Origin of the sequence: Facklamia miroungae, from assembly GCF_012396555.1 — a bacterium.
GTDB classification, from domain to species: domain Bacteria; phylum Bacillota; class Bacilli; order Lactobacillales; family Aerococcaceae; genus Facklamia; species Facklamia miroungae.
Window position 1 is genome coordinate 31,973 of the sequence record NZ_JAAXPS010000010.1, and the last position, 21,712, is coordinate 53,684.

General features: G+C 31.4%; 13 protein-coding genes and 2 pseudogenes. 13 read left to right on the forward strand and 2 right to left on the reverse strand.

From position 1 onward, the window contains the following. The first annotated feature begins 53 nt into the window (after nt 1-53). From HF969_RS08410 to HF969_RS08435, 6 genes are all read left to right on the forward strand, one after another. On the forward strand, nt 54-1,250 hold the full coding sequence (locus tag HF969_RS08410) for a phosphoglycerate kinase (protein ID WP_090290323.1): 1,197 nt from the start codon (nt 54-56) through the stop codon (nt 1,248-1,250). A 19-nt stretch (nt 1,251-1,269) separates the two neighbouring features. After that, on the forward strand, nt 1,270-2,028 hold the full coding sequence (gene tpiA, locus HF969_RS08415) for a triose-phosphate isomerase (protein WP_090290322.1): 759 nt from the start codon (nt 1,270-1,272) through the stop codon (nt 2,026-2,028). Then, nucleotides 2,028-3,548: a 2,3-bisphosphoglycerate-independent phosphoglycerate mutase gene (gene gpmI / locus HF969_RS08420; RefSeq protein ID WP_090290321.1), complete on the forward strand. Its 1,521-nt coding sequence runs from the start codon at nt 2,028-2,030 to the stop codon at nt 3,546-3,548. The genes tpiA and gpmI overlap by 1 nt, the downstream gene beginning before the upstream one ends. Before the next feature lie 83 nt (nt 3,549-3,631). Then, nucleotides 3,632-4,936, forward strand: a complete 1,305-nt coding sequence (eno, locus tag HF969_RS08425) for a phosphopyruvate hydratase (protein WP_090290320.1) — start codon at nt 3,632-3,634, stop codon at nt 4,934-4,936. A gap of 146 nt (nt 4,937-5,082) precedes the next feature. Next, entirely contained in the window at nt 5,083-6,021 is a 939-nt protein-coding gene (locus tag HF969_RS08430; RefSeq protein ID WP_090290319.1) for a tyrosine-type recombinase/integrase, read from the forward strand. Nucleotides 6,022-6,500: 479 nt separating this feature from the next. Next, the gene (locus tag HF969_RS08435; RefSeq protein WP_090290318.1) at nt 6,501-7,703 is read left to right on the forward strand and encodes a hypothetical protein; all 1,203 of its coding nucleotides are present in this window, start codon (nt 6,501-6,503) and stop codon (nt 7,701-7,703) included. 257 nt (nt 7,704-7,960) lie between these two features. Here the strand turns inward: HF969_RS08435 and HF969_RS10205 are convergent. Continuing rightward, nucleotides 7,961-8,422, reverse strand: a pseudogene (locus HF969_RS10205) (DNA adenine methylase). 1,232 nt (nt 8,423-9,654) lie between these two features. Continuing rightward, nucleotides 9,655-10,293, reverse strand: coding sequence for a hypothetical protein (locus HF969_RS08450; RefSeq protein ID WP_090290315.1), 639 nt, complete (start codon nt 10,291-10,293; stop codon nt 9,655-9,657). A 1,373-nt stretch (nt 10,294-11,666) separates the two neighbouring features. Between HF969_RS08450 and HF969_RS08455 the strand changes: the two genes are divergently transcribed. From HF969_RS08455 to HF969_RS10135, 7 genes and pseudogenes are all read left to right on the forward strand, one after another. Then, entirely contained in the window at nt 11,667-13,262 is a 1,596-nt protein-coding gene (locus HF969_RS08455; RefSeq protein ID WP_090290314.1) for an ATP-dependent nuclease, read from the forward strand. Beyond that, nucleotides 13,241-14,374: an AAA family ATPase gene (locus HF969_RS08460; protein ID WP_090290313.1), complete on the forward strand. Its 1,134-nt coding sequence runs from the start codon at nt 13,241-13,243 to the stop codon at nt 14,372-14,374. Before HF969_RS08455 ends, HF969_RS08460 begins: the two co-directional genes overlap by 22 nt. Before the next feature lie 728 nt (nt 14,375-15,102). Further along, nucleotides 15,103-15,663: a hypothetical protein gene (locus tag HF969_RS08465; RefSeq protein WP_090290312.1), complete on the forward strand. Its 561-nt coding sequence runs from the start codon at nt 15,103-15,105 to the stop codon at nt 15,661-15,663. Nucleotides 15,664-15,946: 283 nt separating this feature from the next. After that, a pseudogene (eno, locus tag HF969_RS08470) lies at nt 15,947-16,201 on the forward strand (phosphopyruvate hydratase); the annotation flags it as partial. A gap of 152 nt (nt 16,202-16,353) precedes the next feature. Further along, nucleotides 16,354-16,761 carry a MarR family winged helix-turn-helix transcriptional regulator gene (locus HF969_RS08475; protein ID WP_090290311.1) on the forward strand — a complete coding sequence of 136 codons (408 nt, stop codon included), beginning with the start codon at nt 16,354-16,356 and terminating at the stop codon, nt 16,759-16,761. 14 nt (nt 16,762-16,775) lie between these two features. After that, nucleotides 16,776-17,414 (forward strand): nitroreductase family protein, encoded by a 639-nt coding sequence (locus HF969_RS08480; RefSeq protein ID WP_090290310.1) that lies wholly within the window; start codon nt 16,776-16,778, stop codon nt 17,412-17,414. Between the two features lie 517 nt (nt 17,415-17,931). Next, nucleotides 17,932-21,712, forward strand: a 3,781-nt coding sequence (locus HF969_RS10135) for a Rib/alpha-like domain-containing protein (protein ID WP_168427197.1), incomplete at its 3' end; no start/stop codon positions are given.

A 21,712-nucleotide genomic window follows, 5' to 3' on the forward strand; every position in this document is an offset into this window, starting at 1 on the left:
ACCAGCGGGGAAGCAAACGCGCTTCTCCGCTTTTTTCATAAGGAGGAAGAAGAATGGCTAAGAAAACTGTTAGAGACTTAAACGTTGAAAACAAAACCGTATTAGTACGTGTCGATTTTAACGTTCCGATGGATGGCGATAAGATTACAGATGATAATCGAATTGTAGCTGCTCTAGATACAATCAAGTATTTAATTGATCATCAAGCCAAGGTTGTTTTATTTTCACATCTAGGTAAGATCAAATCGGCAGAGGATTTGGATAAAGCAGATCGCAACTTAAAACCTGTAGCAGATCGTTTATCAGAATTATTAGGGCAAATGGTTATTTTTGTTGAAGAGACACGTGGTGAAAAATTAGAATCAGCGGTTAAAGACTTGCAAAAGGGTCAGGTACTATTGGTTCAAAATACGCGCTTTGAAGATGTAAAAGGTAAAAAAGAATCCGGCAATGACCCTGAGCTTGGTAGGTATTGGGCTAGTTTAGGTGATTTGTTTGTTAATGACGCTTTTGGAACAGCCCACCGTGCCCATGCTTCGAACGTGGGGATTGCTTCTCACTTAGAATCAGCTGTGGGTTTCTTAATGGAAAAAGAAGTTAAATTTTTAGGCGAAGCAGTAGATCAGCCACAAAGACCTTTTGTAGCTATTTTGGGTGGTGCCAAGGTTTCTGATAAGATTAAGGTGATTGAAAACTTATTAGACCGAGCGGATAAAATTCTTATTGGTGGAGGTATGGCTTATACGTTTTTCAAAGCTAAAGGTTTTGAAATTGGACAATCGATTTGTGAACCAGACCGTGTTGAGTTAGCTAAAGAAATTATGACGAAAGCAGGCGGCAAATTAGTACTACCGATTGACAATGTTGTGGCTAAAAAATTTGCTAACGATGCGGAAACCAAAGTCGTCACTTCGGAGGATATTCCTGCTGATTATATGGGTATGGATATTGGACCAGAGACAGTCGAATTATTCAAAGAAACTCTAGCAGGAGCCAAAACAGTCGTTTGGAATGGACCGATGGGTGTTTTTGAAATGGAAAACTTTTCGAAAGGAACCATAGGTGTTTGTGAGGCTATTGCACAATTAGAAGATGCAACAACGATTGTTGGAGGTGGAGATTCTGCGGCCGCTGTTAGTCAACTAGGTTACGAAGACAAATTTACGCATATTTCAACAGGTGGGGGAGCTTCCTTAACTTATCTTGAAGGGGCAGTATTACCTGGCGTGGATTCAATCAATGATAAATAATTTAGAAAAGGAGAAAACTATGTCACGCAAACCAATTATTGCTGGAAACTGGAAAATGAATAAAACAGCTAAAGAATCGCGGGCTTTTATTGAAGATGTCAAGTTAGATATCCCTTCAAATGATTTAGTCGATGCAGTGATCGGAGCTCCTGCTATTTTCTTAGAAGCTATGACCGAAGCTGTACAGGGAACTGATTTACAAGTAGCGGCGCAAAATTGTTATTGGGAAGATGAAGGGGCTTTTACGGGCGAAAGCAGTCCGAAAACGTTATCAGATCTTGGGGTTGATTATGTAATTATCGGACATTCTGAACGTCGCCAGTATTTTCACGAAAGCAATGAAGAGATTAATAAAAAAGCTCATGCTATCTTTCGTAATGGAATGAAGCCGATTATTTGTTGCGGAGAAACGCTCGAAACCTACGAAGCCGGAAATGCTGAGGAATTTGTAGGCCAACAAATAACGGCAGCTTTAAATGAATTAACGGAAGGACAAGTACAATCATTGGTAATTGCTTATGAACCAATTTGGGCTATTGGAACAGGTAAATCAGCAACTAAAGATGATGCTCAGAAAATGTGTAAAACCATTCGCCATATAGTTGCAGAAAACTTTAACCAAGAGGTAGCTGATCAGGTTCGTATTCAATATGGCGGATCAGTTAAACCAGAAAACATTGCAGAGTACCTCGCTTGCCCAGATGTTGACGGAGCTTTAGTGGGAGGAGCTAGTTTGCAACCTGAATCTTTCTTATCATTATTGGAGGCGATTAACTAATGGCAAAAGCACCTATTGCTTTAATTATTATCGATGGTTTTGGTATTCGCGAGGAAGCCTATGGGAATGCCGTTAAAGCGGCTCATAAACCCAACTTTGATCGTTACTGGAAACAATTTCCCCATCAACAAATAGAAGCTGAAGGAGAAAATGTAGGTTTGCCGGAAGGTCAAATGGGTAATTCTGAAGTAGGACATATGAATATCGGAGCTGGAAGAATAGTCTATCAATCCTTGACACGAATAAATAAGGCCATTCAAGATGGAAGTATAAAACAGATTCCTGAACTCACTAAGGCCATCGAGCACGCTAAGCAAAATGGTGGAGCACTGCATTTAATGGGTTTACTTTCTAACGGTGGTGTTCATTCACATATCAATCACCTCTTCGGTTTAATTGAGTTAGCCAAAGAAATGGATTTAAACAAAGTGTATATTCACGCTTTTCTAGATGGACGTGATGTTGGGCCTCAATCCGGGATTGGTTTTATCAGAGATACAGAAAGTTTTATTAAAGAAAAAGGAATTGGTGAAATTGCAACGGTCTCTGGACGTTACTATGCAATGGACCGTGATAAGCGTTGGGACCGCGTTAAATTAGCTTATGATGCTTTAGTTAGTGGTCAAGGACCTCAATATGCCTCTGCTGAAGCAGGAGTTCAGGCTTCTTATGATCAAGAAGTATATGATGAATTTGTTCAACCTTTTGTGGTAGATCCAGAAGGACACATTAAAGAAGGCGATAGCGTCATTTATTATAATTTCCGCCCCGATCGTGCAATTCAACTATCAACGGCTATAAGTAATCCAGCTTTTGACGGTTTTGACACATCCACTCGACCAAAAAATTTACAATTTGTAACCTTTACTAAATATTCAAAAGATGTTCTAGCCGAAATTGCTTTCAAGAAAGTTGATTTAGTGAATACGATTGGAGAAGCGATAGCGAAAGCAGGCAAAACGCAGTTACGTATTGCAGAAACTGAGAAGTTTCCTCATGTCACTTTCTTTATGTCAGGTGGCCGTCATGAAACGTTTCCGGGAGAAGAACGTATTTTAATTCCTTCTCCTAAAGTAGCTACTTATGACTTAAAACCTGAAATGTCAGCTTATGAAGTCAAGGACGCATTGATAGATAAAATTAATGAAGATACGATCGATGCAATCATTCTTAATTTTGCTAACCCGGATATGGTTGGTCATTCCGGTATGCTCGATCCTACAGTTAAAGCCATTGAAGCAGTTGATGAATGTTTAGGTCAAATCGTTGACTTGATTCTTGCTAAAGGTGGAGCAGCAATTATCACAGCGGACCATGGGAACGCTGATGAAGTAACCACACTTGATGGAAAGCCGATGACGGCTCATACAACCAATCCGGTTCCAGTAATTGTGACTAAAGAGGGCCTTACACTCAGAGAAGATGGTATCTTATCTGATTTAGCACCAACAATGCTAGAACTTCTTGAAATTGAGCAGCCGAAAGAAATGACAAGTAAGAGTTTGATAAAACATGAATGAGATTTGATTGAATTTATAGATTTAAAACAATAAAATATGATTGAAACGATGACTGTTTCAATCAAACTAAAGGAGCGAATAAAATGCCATATATTACAGATGTTTACGCACGCGAAGTTCTTGACTCAAGAGGGAACCCTACTATTGAAGTAGAAGTTTATACCGAAAGTGGTGCTTTTGGACGCGGAATGGTACCTTCAGGGGCATCAACTGGGGAACATGAAGCAGTAGAATTACGTGATGGTGATGAAACACGCTATGGTGGTAAAGGTGTCAGCCAAGCGGTCGACAATGTAAACCACTTTTTAGCGGAAGCTTTATTAGGGTTTGATGTTTTACAACAACAAGCAATTGATCAAATGATGATTGAGATGGATGGGACACCAAATAAAGGTAAATTAGGCGCTAATGCCATTTTAGGCGTATCGATTGCTGTTGCACGTGCAGCCGCTGATTTTTTAGATATCCCATTATACCAATATTTGGGTGGTTTTAATACTAAAGAGTTACCTGTACCTATGATGAATATTGTCAACGGTGGCTCACACTCCGATGCTCCGATTGCTTTCCAAGAGTTTATGATTTTACCTGTAGGAGCTGAAAACTTTAAAGAAGGTTTACGTTGGGGAGCAGAAGTTTTCCATGCTTTAAAATCAATCCTTAAAGAACGTGGTTTAGAAACTTCAGTAGGTGATGAGGGTGGTTTTGCGCCTCGTTTTGAAGGAACTGAAGATGGCGTTGAAACAATTCTTAAAGCAATTGAAAAAGCTGGATATAAGCCAGGTCAAGATATCTATTTAGGTTTTGACTGTGCCGCTTCAGAATTTTATGTTGATGGTGTTTATGATTATGCGAAGTTTGAAGGAGAAGGCGGTAAGAAACGCTCAGCTCAAGAACAAGTTGACTATCTTGAAGAGCTTGTTAATAAATACCCAATAATTTCAATTGAAGATGGTATGGATGAAAATGATTGGGAAGGATGGAAGTTATTAACTGAACGTTTAGGTGATAAAGTCCAATTAGTTGGAGATGATTTATTTGTTACTAATACCGAAATCCTTTCACGCGGAATTGAAGAAGGTGTTGGAAATTCAATCTTGATTAAAGTGAACCAAATTGGTACCTTAACTGAAACCTTTGATGCGATCGAAATGGCTAAGCGTGCAGGTTATACAGCAGTTATATCTCACCGTTCGGGTGAAACAGAAGACTCAACCATTGCGGATATCGCGGTGGCAACCAACGCGGGACAAATTAAAACTGGCTCTCTATCACGTACAGACCGTATTGCTAAATATAATCAATTGTTACGTATTGAAGACGAATTAAGTGAATTAGCTCAATACAATGGCAAGAAAGTTTTCTATAACTTAAAAGATTTTAAATAAGAAGTTATATATTAACTTAAATCTTATATACGATACTTGCTTTTGTATGTATTGCTAAAATTAATTATGTTTCTATTTAAAAGTACGTACAAATAGTTTTAAGAAAACCTCTTGTTTATTAAAAAATAAACGGGAGGTTTTTTTGTGTGGAATTAAAAAGTTTGAAAGAGGAATTCTTAATAGATTGTAAGATAAGGAATCTTTCTCCAAGAACGATTGAAACTTATGATAGAAATATAGCGATAGTTATTAGTTTGTTAAAGAACAAGGAGATATACTCTGTAGAGAAGGTAAGTAAGGTAGCTATGAATGAAGTAATTCTATATTTAAAGGAGTCAGGTAGAAAAACTTCTTATATCAATACAATTTTAAAATCTATTAAGGTTCTCTTTAAATATGCATATGAAGAAAGATATATATCAGAAAATATTATGTTAAAAGTCAATCTACTAAAAGAAGAAAAATTAGTTTTAACCACATTTTCTGATGAAGAAGTAATTAAAATGATAGACTATTATAGTGGGAAAGGTTTCTTAAAAGTTCGAAATAAACTTATTATTGAAATGTTTGCAGATACAGGTTTAAGGGCATCAGAATTAAGAGGAATAAGAAATAATAGAGTGAAAGATGGATATTTAATTGTATGCGGCAAAGGGAATAAAGAAAGAATTGTACCGCTTTCTCCTTACTTAGGAAAAAGGATTATTAAGTATAAACGTGTTAAATATGATTATTTCAAAAACTTGCGAGTTCAGAGAGAGTTAGATGATTTCCTTTTTCTCACTAAATCTGGAAATATGATTCGTTCAAATGTATTGCTTGAACTAGTTGTAAAAGAAGCAGCAATTTCAGTAGGAGTGAGAGAAGAAGTCAAAAGAAAATCGTGTCATAGTCTCCGACATTACTATGCTCAGAATTTATTAAAATCAGGAACTAATATGTATATAATAAGTCGATTACTAGGTCACTCAAACTTAAAAACTACTCAATTGTATTTAAATTCATTAACAGATGAAGAAATAATTAATCATATGTCAGAGAACACTCCTCTAATGCAAATGGTAAAAAAATTGAAACGTAATTAACTCATATCAAGATATTAAAAATCTTATAAATTATAACCTTTAAAAGTAAAATGAAAATAATAAGCATTAGAGAACAACCTACGTTCCTTAATGCTTATTATTTTCATTTTAGAATAAAGAGATAGTAAGTCCTGCATACTATTGTTTTAAAATGGACTCAAATTACAGTACCCTATTTAATAAGAGTACCAGAAATAGAAATATAAGTTTAACAGCTCTAGCGGACTGTTTTTATTTACTATTTATATATCTACTTAAATCTTAATGTTTGAAAATTTAATGTAAAGCTTGACAAAGAAGAATAAATACGATTCCACTTGACAAATCGCATCAAATATGTTATAATTGCTATAAATTATACATTAATAACCAATTTTATTATAACACAAATAAAAAATGGATTCAAGTTAAAATTATACTAATTTTACTAAATTATATTATTAACAAATTTAAAAAAATAAATAAAGGAGAGAGGATAATTGGCAGAAACAAATCGAAATAAAATGTTAAGAAAGGAAAGAGAGAGTAATTTTACAGCTCCCATGAGAAGTTATACACTTACGTCAGACAATCCAACCAGAACCGATTATTTTGAGATAGGACAGAAAGGTTTTTTAGAATCAAAAATAATTAATAATAAAGACTATAATCTTTTTACATGTATGGAAGATATTGCTACTTTAGTAGTGATATCAAGTTTTAATGTAAAAGATTTTACTTCATTTGCTCTTTATACGCATCAGATAACTCCATTTATGATTGCTTCAAGGTTTGGATTCAGAAATCTTTCTAGAAATTATAAGAGGGTTCTCGAGTCTGTAGAAAATTTAAGAAAGAACAAGGTAATATCTATTGTAGATTGTATCACTGGGGAAAAATTGAAGGATAATAAAAAATTAGAAAAGCATTCTTTAATTAAAATTTATCAAGACAAGAGATTATCTTATATTAGTAATATAAAAAGAAGAAAAGATGGTGAAGAAGAAAATCATGTTTTCTCTTCAATGCGACAAACATATTTTAGTTCAATAGTAGATGGTCATCAATTCAAAGATAACGAAAAATTCTATCTACTTGCGACATATGCAACAATAGCTTCCAGAATTAACGCATATAAAAAAGAATATAACTATGTCGATGATGTTCTAGGTCCTTACTCCAAATTTAATTGTCTCTTGCAAGTTATTAATTATGAATCTCATGCAAAACAAGCAGAAAGAGCACACATTGACAGAAAAACTTTTGGAAAATATGCGAAAAAACTTGTAGATTTAAAAATTCTAAATAGAATAGCTGTCCAGCGGGACAATCAGGATAGTAAAATTTCATATTATTACTCAAAATATTATCACAGTAGGCAATTAAACGATTTTGTTTCTATGTGTTCTGCTTACTTTGATGAAAATTGTGTTCCTCCAAATTATTCATACCTTAAGGTGAAAAGAATAATACCATACCAAGAATCAGATTTAACACCTAATCAACTTGACGAAAGCTTGGAAATTGACTCTAATTTATATAAGGTCAATAGAGATGGCTTTGAAATTATATCAAGAGAAAATGAAAAAGAATGGAATAAACTTTTAGCTGAGAAACCTAGCTTTATGAAAAGGTTTGTTACTAAAGATGATAATGTTAATTCTGGAAAAATAAAGAATGAAGAGTTTACAGATGCTAGTTGATTAATATGATAAAGTATAATTGAATGGCTATTAGTTAATTAAATTCTTATTAACTAATAGCCTATTCTTATTTTTTAATTTTCAACACTAGATTTTATTAATAAATTACTAATTTTTAATTATAACTTCATTAATAGCCCCTCTTTTTTTAGCATTTGCATTAATCATTCGATTAGCATTTATTACCATAATAATTTCTTTGTAATCATCGAATATCTTATAAATGAATGGACGCTCTAAGTTTGACAACATAACGTTTACATCTTTACTATCAAATCAATAAAGGTATTTCGTGATTTTATTTGGTTTTGAGATATAAAACCTTCTTTAGTATATAATGTAACGAAACTGCTAATTGATAATGGTATGTATGGAGGGTCAAGGTAATCGAAATCTCCTTGATTAACCGTGGTTAATGCATTAACAAACTGAGTATTAAGCATTTGAATGTTCGAGTTGTTAAAGAATTAGTTTATAGCTATTAAGAAACTTTCATTAACAATTTTCGGGTTTTATTATTTTCCATATGGAATATTGAATTATCCTTAACTATTCACTCTATAAAGACCTTTGAAATTAACTATAAGCATGTAAATTAACCTAGCAACATTTTCAATCTCAGTCATTGATTCATAACGTTCTTCTCTATCGGTTGCTCTTAAACTTAAGTAATAATCTCTTGAGTTTTTTAATTCAGGATATTTTAAAATATAAATCAACTATTGTGTCTAATTGTTGCATCTAAAGTAGTTCCAGTCCCCATAAAGCAATCTAGAATAATGTCCTTTTTTTATTGTTTGATAAAATAATTCGTTGCATTACGCTAGAGGTTTTTGAGTCGGATATTTTCCGAAAACTTTTCGCATTTTATTATTGTTGATGTAATACAAACGTCTTTCATTTGCTTTCTGCCATAAATTTCTTTCATTAACTAATAATTAAAATAATGTTTACTTTGAAAAGTTTTCTTTACTCAGATAACTGTTTCAGTGTAATAAGTGAACATTCTACATGATAGATCAGGTGCAATATTGCATTTTTGCCAAGTAATATTATTTAATAATTTTTATTTCAAGTTCACGAAGCAAATGACCTAAATAATTTATATTGTGTATAGTACTAAAACCCCAAATAGTTCCATCTTTTTTTAAACTCTTCTGGCTTCTTTTAAAAAGTTTCGTTAAAATTCCTCAATAGAGAAGGTCGTTTTATACCAGTCTCCTTTATCAACTGAGACCATCTTTCCATTTTGACAAGTTATTTCTCTATTGGATAAAAAGAAAGGAGGGTCTGTTGCTATTACATCAATACTGTCATCCTCAATTTGTGTTAAGATTTCGAATAAATTTCCGTTATATATTGTTATTTTTTCTGTAAGAATAAGTTTCAATTATATCACCCCGTGTTCTACATTAATTAATATAACACTTATGAGTTAATAGATTTGCTTATACATATATAGTCAATTTAATTTTGAGTTTGGTCTTTAGGTATGATCCAAGTGACTTTATTCAAAAGACTTTTAAGTATCTATCCACATTGTCACCAAATTTTCTATAGGTTCTGAAAACAACTTTTCAATTTGTTTGCTATTATTATTGCAGTAAATAAGACTACAAACTTTTGACTTCGAAATTTTCAAGTAATATTTTTAGGTATTCTCTTTTTCTACTTTCATTTTCGCACCCATAAAAACTTTGTTTTAATCTGATTTAATAACTAAAATTCATGATTTTAAACTTTGTACATACCAAAATAATATTTTCCCTCTATCCTAATCAAATGGTTATATACTTCTCTTCATTCAAACAATTTGCTAAATAAAACAATTATAGGGATATTGTAATAAATAAAAAATAAAAAAATATCCCTTCAAATTCATTTTAAATGAATCTAGAAGGAATATTACTGTAAATGAATATGTCAAATCTCTGACTTAAACAAACCTATATTATCTGTAGTCCTTTATGATATTGGTTAGTTCTCTTACATATCTTTCACCTGTTTCAAGTGCAGCTCTATATTCTTGACTATTTACCGGTTTTCCATAATATCCTTTTCCACAAGTAACTTCATATCTTTTGAAATTACTATTCTCTAGTATAGTAAAAGAAACTATTACACTTTCAGCAATCTCTACACTGGTTTGACCCTCAATTTGATTCCATTTTGGATCTATAGCTTTATCAATCAATTGGTCTGAAAGTAAAATTGAGTTGGAATTTCTCCTCTCGAATGTTGCTTCTTGTTTACTACCTGTGTACAATTTTACCGAATCTAATGATGAAAAGGAAAAATGTTGTGGCAATAATTTTCGGAAACTAAATTGTTTTTTAGACTCATCTATAATAAGATCTTCAATAACTTTAGTAGCTGATCGTTTAGCAACCCAAAATCTGTTTTCTTCCTCAAGTTCTTCTTTTTCATTTCTTTTTTCTGTTTTTTTTGAATCATAAATAAGGTATATAGCTAAACCTATAATACCTAGTCCAATTATTAATGCACTAGTACCACCACCACCCATAAAAGCAATTATCATAAAGAACCCTACTATGAACATAGATAAAAGACAACCAATCTCTAAAAGCATTATTAATTCTCATCTCCTAAATTTATAAATATATTTTAAAATCAAAGTTTTTCATTATGCGACTAAATCTTATAAATTTACCTTTTTGAAAAATTTGAAATCAATATGTATTATATAATATCTTTTAAAATATATCTATATAGAATATAACATTACTAACTCTAATTTTAAATTCATTAAAATTTTCTTTTTCTTTTATGAAATATACAATTAATTTTTAAAGTTATAAATGTTGCAGTTCATGGATTAGGTATATGGGGTAGTGTCTCAATAACTATTAAAAAAATAGATAATGACAATAGTCTGAAGAATGGTTAAAAAGAATAAAGGTTTTTGTGCTTAATTAAAATGACGAATTTCCATTAAGAAAATATACTTTAGATTAATTCTATTGAATCGAGTTTTCTCAATTCTAGGTTTTTTTATTACTAATTTTAGGTGGGGGATAATTAACTCATAGACTAACTAATAATTATTTCCGCATCAATGTAGTACCCTTATTCGTTCGATGAAATAAATTTTTATTTAATATTTGTATAAATTATAAAATTGCATTGCTAAAAGGAATAAAAGTGTACAATATTAAAAAAATCATGAATTGTAAACGTGAGGGCATAAAGCATCTTAACTAAATATTTGGATAACACTATAAGATTTCTATTACGTGTCTGAAATAAGTTGAACAAATTAGTTAAATATATCAAAAGAGATCTTTTATAACATAAAAGAAAAAATTTAAAATAAAATTGATGTTATTAACTCGTGAACTCAAATTAGATCGTATTCAAACAACTTTCATTCTAGTTCTAAATTTTCTATGTTAAGGATAAAAAGTAGGTTTTTTTAACATCAATATATACTGTTAAATTTATAGGACTTTTTCCGATGGGAATCGCAATCCGTTTTTAAAATGAAGAGTTGTTATGAGCCGCATAGACCGATAAAATGAACTATATACAGTATTATTATATTGAAGAAGAAATCAATGCTAATTTTAAACACTCTGAGAGAAGAGATATAAAATTTCATAAAAATTAAAACTTGAAGAATAATATGTCGGTTACTTTCAAAAATGAAGTTTTAGAACAACTAAATTCTACTTAAAAAGAGAATTATAGATTAAAAATGCTAAAATTAAATATTTGTAAATACTATGCGGTAAAGTTTCATATTAAATAAAAAAGCGGTTCCGTTACTTCTAGGTAAAATATATTTAATAATGAACTATTATAATTTTATCTAAAGAACATTCAAAATACGGCAACACAATGAAATGAATTTGGATTATGTATTATTAAAAATTAATTTACTTTCAAAGTATAAATAAGTATTTTGAGAAAGTTTAGAGTTTCAGATATTGAAAGGAAATAAATATGGCGTATATAGAAAAAGTTTATATTGACGGATATAAAAAGTTTAATGATTATTGTGTTGAATTTAATAAAGAAATGAATGTTTTAATTGGAGAAAATGAATCTGGTAAAAGTACAATTATTAATGCTATTGATTTAGTTATTAATCAACGATATTTTGAGATTATGAATTCAGAACAAATTTTCAATAAGAATAAATTAAATAAGTTTAAAAATAATCCGATTTATAATAATCTGCCAGAAATATTAATTGAAATATTTATAAACTTTGATGATGAGAATAAGCTATTAAAGCAAGATTTTATGGGATTGCTTTATAAGAATAGCAAGGAACAGAAATGCGGAATTAGTTTTGCTTACAGATTTGATAGTGATTTTGAACAAGATTTTAAAAACATTGATTTTTCTGTTAATACAATTCTTCCAATAGAATTATATAAATTGGAATGGAAAACTTTCCAGGGTAGTACGTATAAAAAAAGAAAAAACCCTTTAAAATCATTATTAATTGATAACTCTCTGTCAAGACATGATATATATGGAAGTTATGCAAAACAGATTTTTGAATCTAGAATTGACGATAAATATCAAAGACAATTGTCATACAAATTGAAACAGCATTTCAATGAATTTTTAGATGAAGAAAATAAAATATTATCTTTTGGAAACCAGACAATTGGAATTGATGAGAAAAAATCAAGTATTGAAAAACTAATTGATATAAAAGAAGATAATATTTCTATACAGAATATGGGAAAAGGTAAAGAGAATTTAGTCAAAACTGAAGTTGCTCTTCAAACCGAAGCTAATTTAATTATGATAGAGGAGCCTGAGAATCACTTAAGTCATACAAATACTCGTAAACTCATAGAGGAAATAAAAAAACATTCAAATAATTTACAAATGATAATTAGTTCTCATAATCCATTAGTGATTTCAAGATTGAATTTGAAGAATACTATTTGGATAAATGAAACAACAGCCGTAAGTTTTAATAATTTGAGTAAAGAAGTGTCTGATTTTTTTCTTAAAGCAGATAATTTATTTATACTTGAGTTTATATTGTCTAGTAAAGTTATTCTTGTTGAAGGGGCTACTGAATACATTTACATACCAGAGTTTTATAAGAAAATATTTGAAAGTAGTATAGATAAATCAGGAATTCATGTAATTTCAATGTCTGGCATTACTTATAAAAATTTCGTTGAGATTGGTAAAATGTTAGAAAAGAAAATTTTAATAATTACTGACAATGATGGTAATCAAGAACGCATAGATGAAATTAAGAAATGTAATGAAGAATTTAAACATATGGGTATAAATATTAATATTAAATGCTGTAATTCTGTTGAAGAATATACATTTGAAAAAGTTTTATATGAAGAAAATAAAGAATTACTGGACGGTTTGTTTCAAAATAGCCGAGTATCACTTGATTATAAAAAAGTTAAATTAGAAAGTAAAGCTTTAGCATGTATGTTAAAACAAAAAACAAATTCAGCAATGAAAATAATCAGTGATGATGTTGTTATGGCTAATTTAGAAGTTCCAAAATATATTAAAGAGGGGATAGAATGGCTGGAAAGATTGTACTAGCTAGAGCTGGTTCAGGTAAAACTTACTATATAGCTAATGATTTTGAGGAGAATAAATCAGTTTTATTGATTACATTTACTAGACAAAATGTTAAAAATATATATTCAGAATTAGAAAAAAGATTTTCTGGTAGTATACCAAAGAATATTAGAGTGACTACTTTTAGTTCATTCATTTATTCATGGCTATTAAGACCTATTGAACCTTTATTGTCATTTGAAAACGTTAAAAGCTCGGGAGTAGATATATTTAATAAACCTCCAGAAAACACTTTCAATCCAGTAACAAAAAAACGGAATCCATACTACATAAAAGATTCAAAAATTGAACATTATATTAACCCTGCTAATAATAAATATTATTCTGATAGAATTTCTAAGTTAATTTTCAAACAGAAAAAATATATTTGGAAGACAGTAGAGAAAAGATTAGATTCATTGTTGGATATTATATATGTTGATGAATTTCAAGATTTTAAAGGTTACGATTACAAAATTTTGTTGTTGTTATTAAAATCAAACTTAATAAATATTACTGCAGTAGGTGATTTTTTTCAACATTCAGTTTCAATGAATAATTTTAAAAGTAATAATCCTTTTAAAAAAAATAATGTTTATATTAGTGAAGAAAAATATATTGAATCTTTACCAGCGCATATTTCAATCGATAGAAACTCATTAATAAAGAGTATAAGAGTTCCAAACGTAGTATGTCAGTTAATAAAGAATAAGTTGAATATTTCTATTGAATCTAATAATTCAGTAGATGGAATTCTTGAAGAAGTAACAGATAGTGAAAAATTAAATAAACTTTTAGTAGATATTAATTGCGTTAAATTAGTAAATAAAAATAGTAAAAAAATGGTATATAAACCAGCAATAAATTGGGGATATTCAAAAGGAGATACTTATCCAAGGGTATTGATAATATTGACAGGGACTTTTGAAAAATTATTAAAGGACGATTTTAATGCAGATGATTTATCGCAAAAAATAATTAATGAATTGTATGTTGCATTAACGAGAAGTAATAATGAAGTGTATATTTGTAGAAAATCTGTCTTTGATAAATTTTTAGAAGATACTACTATGATTTATAATAACTTGTTCTAATGTTAAAATAATTATTACTATAAAAAAATTAAGAAAGGCATGTTTGTTATGAAATTCCAATTATTCTGATGACTATAATTTTACTAAATCTATTAATTGTATTTCCCAGAATAGTATACTCTTGCGACAGATTTCAAGAAAATCATTGAAAGATAATTAGTAGAATTAGAAAGAGAAATATTAGTAGAGCGTTTAAAATATAGTAATATTATGAAAATATTAGAGTTATTTAATAGATAAAGGGAAAAAATAATAATATATGATGAGCCTTTATTCAGCTTTAATACTAGATATTAGACCTAGATAAAGTTTGGTTTGATATGTTAACTTCTTTGTTTAGCTATATTTCGGATGCTGAAACAAAATGTTAGATAGACAAAGGCAGTTATGGAGGCTGCTAAATCTTAAGGAGTTTATAAAGGTAGCTTGCCAAAGTATAATTATGAAAAAAAGAGAGCAATTTAATTTAATATTATTAATCGACTAAAAAATTACCAATTTAGAAATAGATGAAGGTGACGAAGTAACTAGAAAATTAGTGTATCTAATAAACAAAGAAATTTAAGAAATAAATTATCAGCCTAATAATTTGTGCAGTAAATTACAACACTTACTTGGACATTGAAATGATTCATATAATTAAGAATTTCTTTTCTTTTAAAAAATGTCATATAATCTATGATGAGTATTCAAAATTAATTAATTATTAACTAAAATAGAGGTGCAATATGAAAAAATTAATCTTAATTGTTACTGGGTTTAGTATTTTATTTATTAACACTTCGAAAATAGTTTACGCCCAAAACAATGATATTTCAGATTTAAATGGTATATACAATGAAGTTAGTATTAAAGATAAAAGATCAAAAATTTATGAAGTTGACGAGTCCATCAAAACTATTGAGGATTTTTATATATTACCTGTTGAAGGACAGCGTGCAATTCTATATGAATCAATAAACAAAATTACGCAACATTATTATTATGGAGAACATGAAGATCTAGGTCTAGATACCTTACAAGTTGAGAGTGACGGAACTATATTTTTAGCCGAAGAACAATATAAATCAAAAGATAGACATGAGTATATTAAAGTTAAAGAATTTAAGATTAAATACAACTTAGGAGAAAAAATTTTTGAGCTTTCTAATAAAAGACCTGAACTAAATGATTACGGCATATTTTTTTTAGTTGTTCATGAAGATTTATTATTCACCGTTAACCTTATAGAACTTGAAGATGGAGAAGGTTTAATAACGTTTTCTAACAACTATTTTAAAAATAACTAATATATTATATTGAGTTACAACTTGATTTTGAATTTTAATTACTTTTGCTAAATAAAATATTTCGATTTGTCCATTAAGCTATAAGTTAAACTAAATTTTGTTTAAGCACTTAAATATAATGAAAGATGGGAATAAGCATGAATATTTATTTACGGCGTCACAAGTATTTTTGAATGTATTACTAAATACATTCAGTCTCTAATTACATAGTACATAAGTAAAATGCTTATTGATTTATGCAAATGTTTTAAGTTAAAATAGATTTAAATATACAAGAGGTCTTTCCTTTGATGCGATCGAAATGGCTAAACGTGCAGGTTATACAGCAGTTATTTCTCATCGTTCGGGAGAAACAGAAGACTCAACCATTGCGGATATCGCGGTGGCAACCAACGCGGGACAAATTAAAACTGGCTCTCTATCACGTACAGACCGTATTGCAAAATATAATCAATTGTTACGTATTGAGGATGAATTAAGCGAATTAGCTCAATACAATGGCAAGAAAGTTTTCTATAACTTAAAAGATTTTAAATAAAATAGTGCATTAAATAATTCAAATATGCTCTCTCTATGACTGATAGGGAGAGCATTTTTGAATTTGAAAGCAAAATATTCTATAAAATTAAATAAATGGTTTATACTTGATTAGTCAACAATTGATAGAACAATTATCGGAAGGAGGCTTCAATGAACTTAAGAGAAGTGAGCAAGTTGTTTTACCAATTAAAATTGGCAAATCAAGAAATGATCACTAAGTTTGAAGATGAAACATGTTTTAGTATCACGCGATATGAATTAATGATGGTTTTAAAAGTAAAAGGCCCCTGTTCTCAAACCACTTTACAAAAAGAACTGAAAATTGACAGGGCAGCGATAACGCGACACCTACAAATTTTAGAAGCAAACCACTTTGTTATTCGTGAGAGAAACAAAGAAAATAACCGACAAGTTTTTGTTCAAATTACTAATGAGGCATTGGAAGCGTTGAAACGTTGTGAAGAGAAACATTATCAAGCAAATAAAAGATTTGAGCTAGCTTTAAGCGAAAGCGAAGCTCGAACATTATTGGAATTATTAAGTAAATTAGTCAACTAGAAGAGGAGAAAGATATGTCAAAAGAGGTAGTGAATAATAATTTTTCGGAAATTACTTTTGGAAGAAAATCGATTCGCGATTATAATCAGACCTTTAAAATTAGTCATGAAGAGATGTTGGAAATGATCCAAGAAGCTACCACAGCTCCTTCGTCAGTCAATATGCAACCTTGGCGATTTGTGGTCGTTGAAAGTGAGGAGCAAAAGGCCAAATTAAAACCCCTAATCCGTTTTAATACTAATCAAAACGACACCTCATCGGCTATGATATTAATTTTTGGTGATATGAAGTGTTATGAATTAGGTGAAGAAATATACAATCAAGCTGTTAGAGAAGGTAAAATGCCTGCTGAAACAAAAGATCAGCAATTAGAACTTATAATACCTTACTATAAGAGTTTTACAAAACAAAAAATGAATGATGTAGTAAAGATTGATTCAAGTTTAGCAGCTATGCAATTGATGTTAGTGGCTCGTTCACATGGCTATGACACAAATCCAATTGGTGGTTTTGAAGATGATCTGTTAGCGGAAACGTTCGGTTTAGATAAAGAACGCTATGTACCTGTATTAATCTTATCAATTGGAAAAGCAAAAGAAGTGGGTCATCAATCGGTCCGTTTAGCAGCTGAAAAAATCACAGATTTTAAATAGAAAACAATTAAAAAAGACTTTATTTACGAGTGCAACCTCTCCCTATATTAGCCACTTCAAAGTGGGCAACTATAGGGGGAGGTTGAAGTTTTATAATCTAAAACCTATAGTCATAGTTTGAAAAAAAGGATCAAAAAAAAGCCGTCAACAATAGGCACTTATCGAATGAGATAAAAGGAAGGTTAAAGTAACATCACTGAAAAATTTAAATATTCTAGATAAAAATGTCTTATATGAAACTAATAAATATTGAAAAATATCTCAATGACTATGTAAATTATGGCTTATAGACAAATTGCTATCTTAGAGACCCTCAAAAATGATTCTTTTAAAAAAGGCTTTTAATAGTTGCTGTACAAACATTCATATTATATCTGATATTCTATCAAAAAATAAATAAATAATTATACAGTAATTGTTTGACTAAATCAAGAGGATATAATAGCATATTATTATAGTATTGGCGCTATACTGAAAAAGATGTCGCAATATTAAAAAAAGAAGCAGGAGTGATATTGTGGTTGGGAAAAATAATGAATTTTTAAAACAGAGGAAGCTATCTAATAAGGACAACAAGTATTCAATTAGAAAGTTTGCGTTTGGGTCCTGTTCTGTTTTGATTTCATCTTTTTTTATTTTTGCAGGTGGTAGTCAAATTAGTGTCTCTGCCCAAAATATTTCAGAAGAAGTTTCATCAAAAGTGCCGACGGATGAAGCAGCAGAAAACCAGTTGACCGAGGAAAATAATTTAAATGAAGCAGCATCTTTTGATTTAGTAAATGAATCAGAAGATAAAATAATTAACGAAGAGATAATGACTTCACAAGAAGTGACTACATCAGAAGAAACCAGTACATCAGAAGATGATGTCTCATTAGAAGAGTTACCAGCTGATACATTATCCTCAGAAATAGCTGCTGAAAAAGCAGCGATAGAAGCTGCTTTGGCCGCAAAAGAAGCAGAAATAGCCGTTGAAAAAATTTCAAAAGCGACAAGTGCTATGGAAGCCGAAAAAGCAGCGGGCGAAGCTATCTCTGCCTTTAATAGGGCTCAGGCAGCAGCAGAAACAGCTAAAGAAGCAGCAAATAAAGCTGGAACAACAAAGGCTTTAGCATCAGCTCAAGCTGCGCAAGCTTCAGCGACTGAAGCTGAAACCTTGGCAAATAAAGCTATGTCTTTAGCAGATTCGATAAAAGAAGACAGCCTAGTAAGTTCAGCAACAGAAAAAACGGGATCAGAAGAGGGAATTGCAACTAATCAAGAAGATGTACCAGTAGTAACTGAAAGTAAAGCTTTGAATTCAGAGGAAGCTTTAAGCAATACCTCTCAAGATGAAACAACGCCTACTCCAGAAACGTTTGCTGCACGAGCAAATATTCTGCCAGCAGATCAGAATGTAATCGGTATTGAAAACAAAATGCAAAATGGAGAATATGATCTCAAGTACTTAAAACATCATTTAAGTGGCAGAACGTATGTCGATAATGCAGGAAATACAGGAATATATAATGGCGATAAAGAACTCATTAAATCTCAAAATAACCATCAGGTTAATGATAAAAATTTGATTAATAATCAAGATTATTTAGTGGGGAACGTACCTTTATATATTCAATGGATGGATAGAGATGGTACTTTGTCGCCGATTTATACATTCAAATCAAATGATAATGGTTACTTTGCAGTAAATCCAGGGGTATTCACAGTTGAAAATCCTGACGGAACGAAAACAAATCACGAATTTCTGGGTAAACAGTTGGAATCTGTATTATATTCTGCTTTTAAATACCGTATTTGGGCGGACCAAAATTGGTTAAATACTAATAAATATGACAATGTGCAGACAAGTAATGGTAACCCTGGCCAATGGGGAGGCTATAGTCAAGGAATTAATGGTATATGGACACCCATTTTGCAAGACGTTGCAACCATGCAAATTCAAGATGTAGCGGTAGTCTTACAACCTAAAGATCAATTAACGCAACATAATAAAAATAAAGTTGTTGAAACAGAAAAATTAACTACTGATATCGATCATTCGAATTATGCAAATGATAAAACAATTGTTGGAAATGTTTATTGGGAAGCTGGTTATGTACCTGGAATTACCTCACAATATCCAGCTTATGAAGAAAAAACCGGTGATAAATTTGCTGAAGATATGACCGTCTATCTGACTATTCAAGATGTTTTGAATCCTAATAATAAGGTTACCTATAAAACAAAAACCAATCAATATGGCGATTTCAAGTTTGACATAGCTAATGTCCGAGAGATGCTAGGAATTAAGCAAAGAAAGAATGCTTCTCTATGGCATCAAGTTGTTATGAATATGTCAGTAGCTGATCCTCAAGGGAATAAGTTTGGTAAAGAAGTTTCAGTCTTCTCCAATTCAACTTTAGATGGTCAATTTTACAATGGGAAAAATCTTAAATATGATACAGGAGGACTTGATGCGCCAAGCTACATTCTCGTATCGAGATATGATTCTGAATTCAGAGATTTCGCTACTTCAAGTAAACCTACAACAGCCTTATTATATTCTCAAACGAATTCTTCAGGAAGAGATGAATTTAAAGGAGCTGGCTTCCAATTTGTATTAAGAAACACTATCCCATCACTTGATATCACTAATTATGATTCAACTGATAATTATGCAGCACCTGGTAATAAAGCTAATGCGAAAGTTACTGGAGCAGTACCGGACGTCGAATACATTGTTCGTTGGTATGAAGTTCCTGAAGATTCATCAAAAGCTCCAAAATTAGTTCTTGAAGGAACCCCTTTTACTGTTGGAGCTAATGGAGTTTTTCCAGATCAAGCATTTGATGTACCTGCTAATTTACCACGAGAAACAATGTATATTGCTCAATTAGAAACGGTAAATACGGGAAACGTGATAGCCATTGATAATTTCTACGCGAGGTTAAAAAATGAAGCAGATACATTTGCTCCCGTTGCAACTGTTGAGAATATCAAAGTAGGAGAGACAGTTAACTTAATCGACAATGTGACTGTTCCTAACTATAATGGAAAACCAACATTTGAGGATATTACTTCTGCCGGTTCGATAGATAATACAAAACCTGGTGAATATACGGGTACGGTCAAAGTAACCTACCAAGACGGAAGTTCTGAAACTATTCAAGTACCTGTAGTGGTAACCGCTGCAGACGTTCCTCATGATTCAATTTATGAACCAAATGTAACTCCGGAGATAATTAAAGTAGGAGATACGATTGATTTAGCAGATAACGTAACTGTTCCAAACTATGTGCAGGATCCAAAACATAACGGTGTCCCTAAATTTGAGGATGTGACATCGGCTGGAGCGATTGATAATACAAAACCTGGAGAATATACAGGTAAAGTTAAAGTGACTTATCCAGATGAATCATTTGAGATTGTTGATGTACCAGTTACAGTAGTCGATAAGAAATCAGATGTATATGATCCAGCGGTGACACCGGAAGTTATAGAAATTGGAGAAACCCCTAATATAATAGATAATGTTATTATACCCACATATATTCAAGATCCCAAATATCCAGGTGTCCCTCTTTTTGAGGATGTGACTTCGCCTGGAGCGATTGATAATACAACTCCTGGAGAATATACGGGTAAAGTTAAAGTGACTTATCCAGATGGGACATCTGAAATTGTTTTTGTGCCAGTTACTGTAAAAGCACCGGAAGCTTCTCAAGCAGATGTTTTTGTTCCACAAATTACTCCTGAGATTATTGGTATAGGAGGGACACCAGACTTACTAGATAATATTAGCATTCCTGATTATGTAGTGAATCCAAAATACCCTGGAGATATAATTTTTGAGGATATTACTCCTGCCGGCACAATTGATAATACAAAACCTGGCAAATACACAGGTCTTGTAAGAATCACTTATCCAGATGGTTCAATTGAAACCGTTCAAGTTCCTGTGACAGTAACTGAGCCAGAGATTCCTCAAACAGATGATTACACCCCAGCGGTAACGCCAGAGGTGATTGAAGCTGGTGGCACCATCGATTTAACAGACAACGTGACGATTCCAGGTTATGTAGTGGATCCAAAACATCCAGGCGCCCCAATCCTTAAGGACATTACGCCAGAAGGAACGATCGATCTAAACAAACCCGGTAAGTACACAGGCATTATAGAAGTGACTTATCCGGATGGTTCAACTGAAATTGTTCAAGTGCCTGTAACTGTGACAACACCAGAAACGCCACAAAAGGATGATTACACCCCAGCGGTAACGCCAGAGGTGATTGAAGCCGGTGGCACCATCGATTTAACAG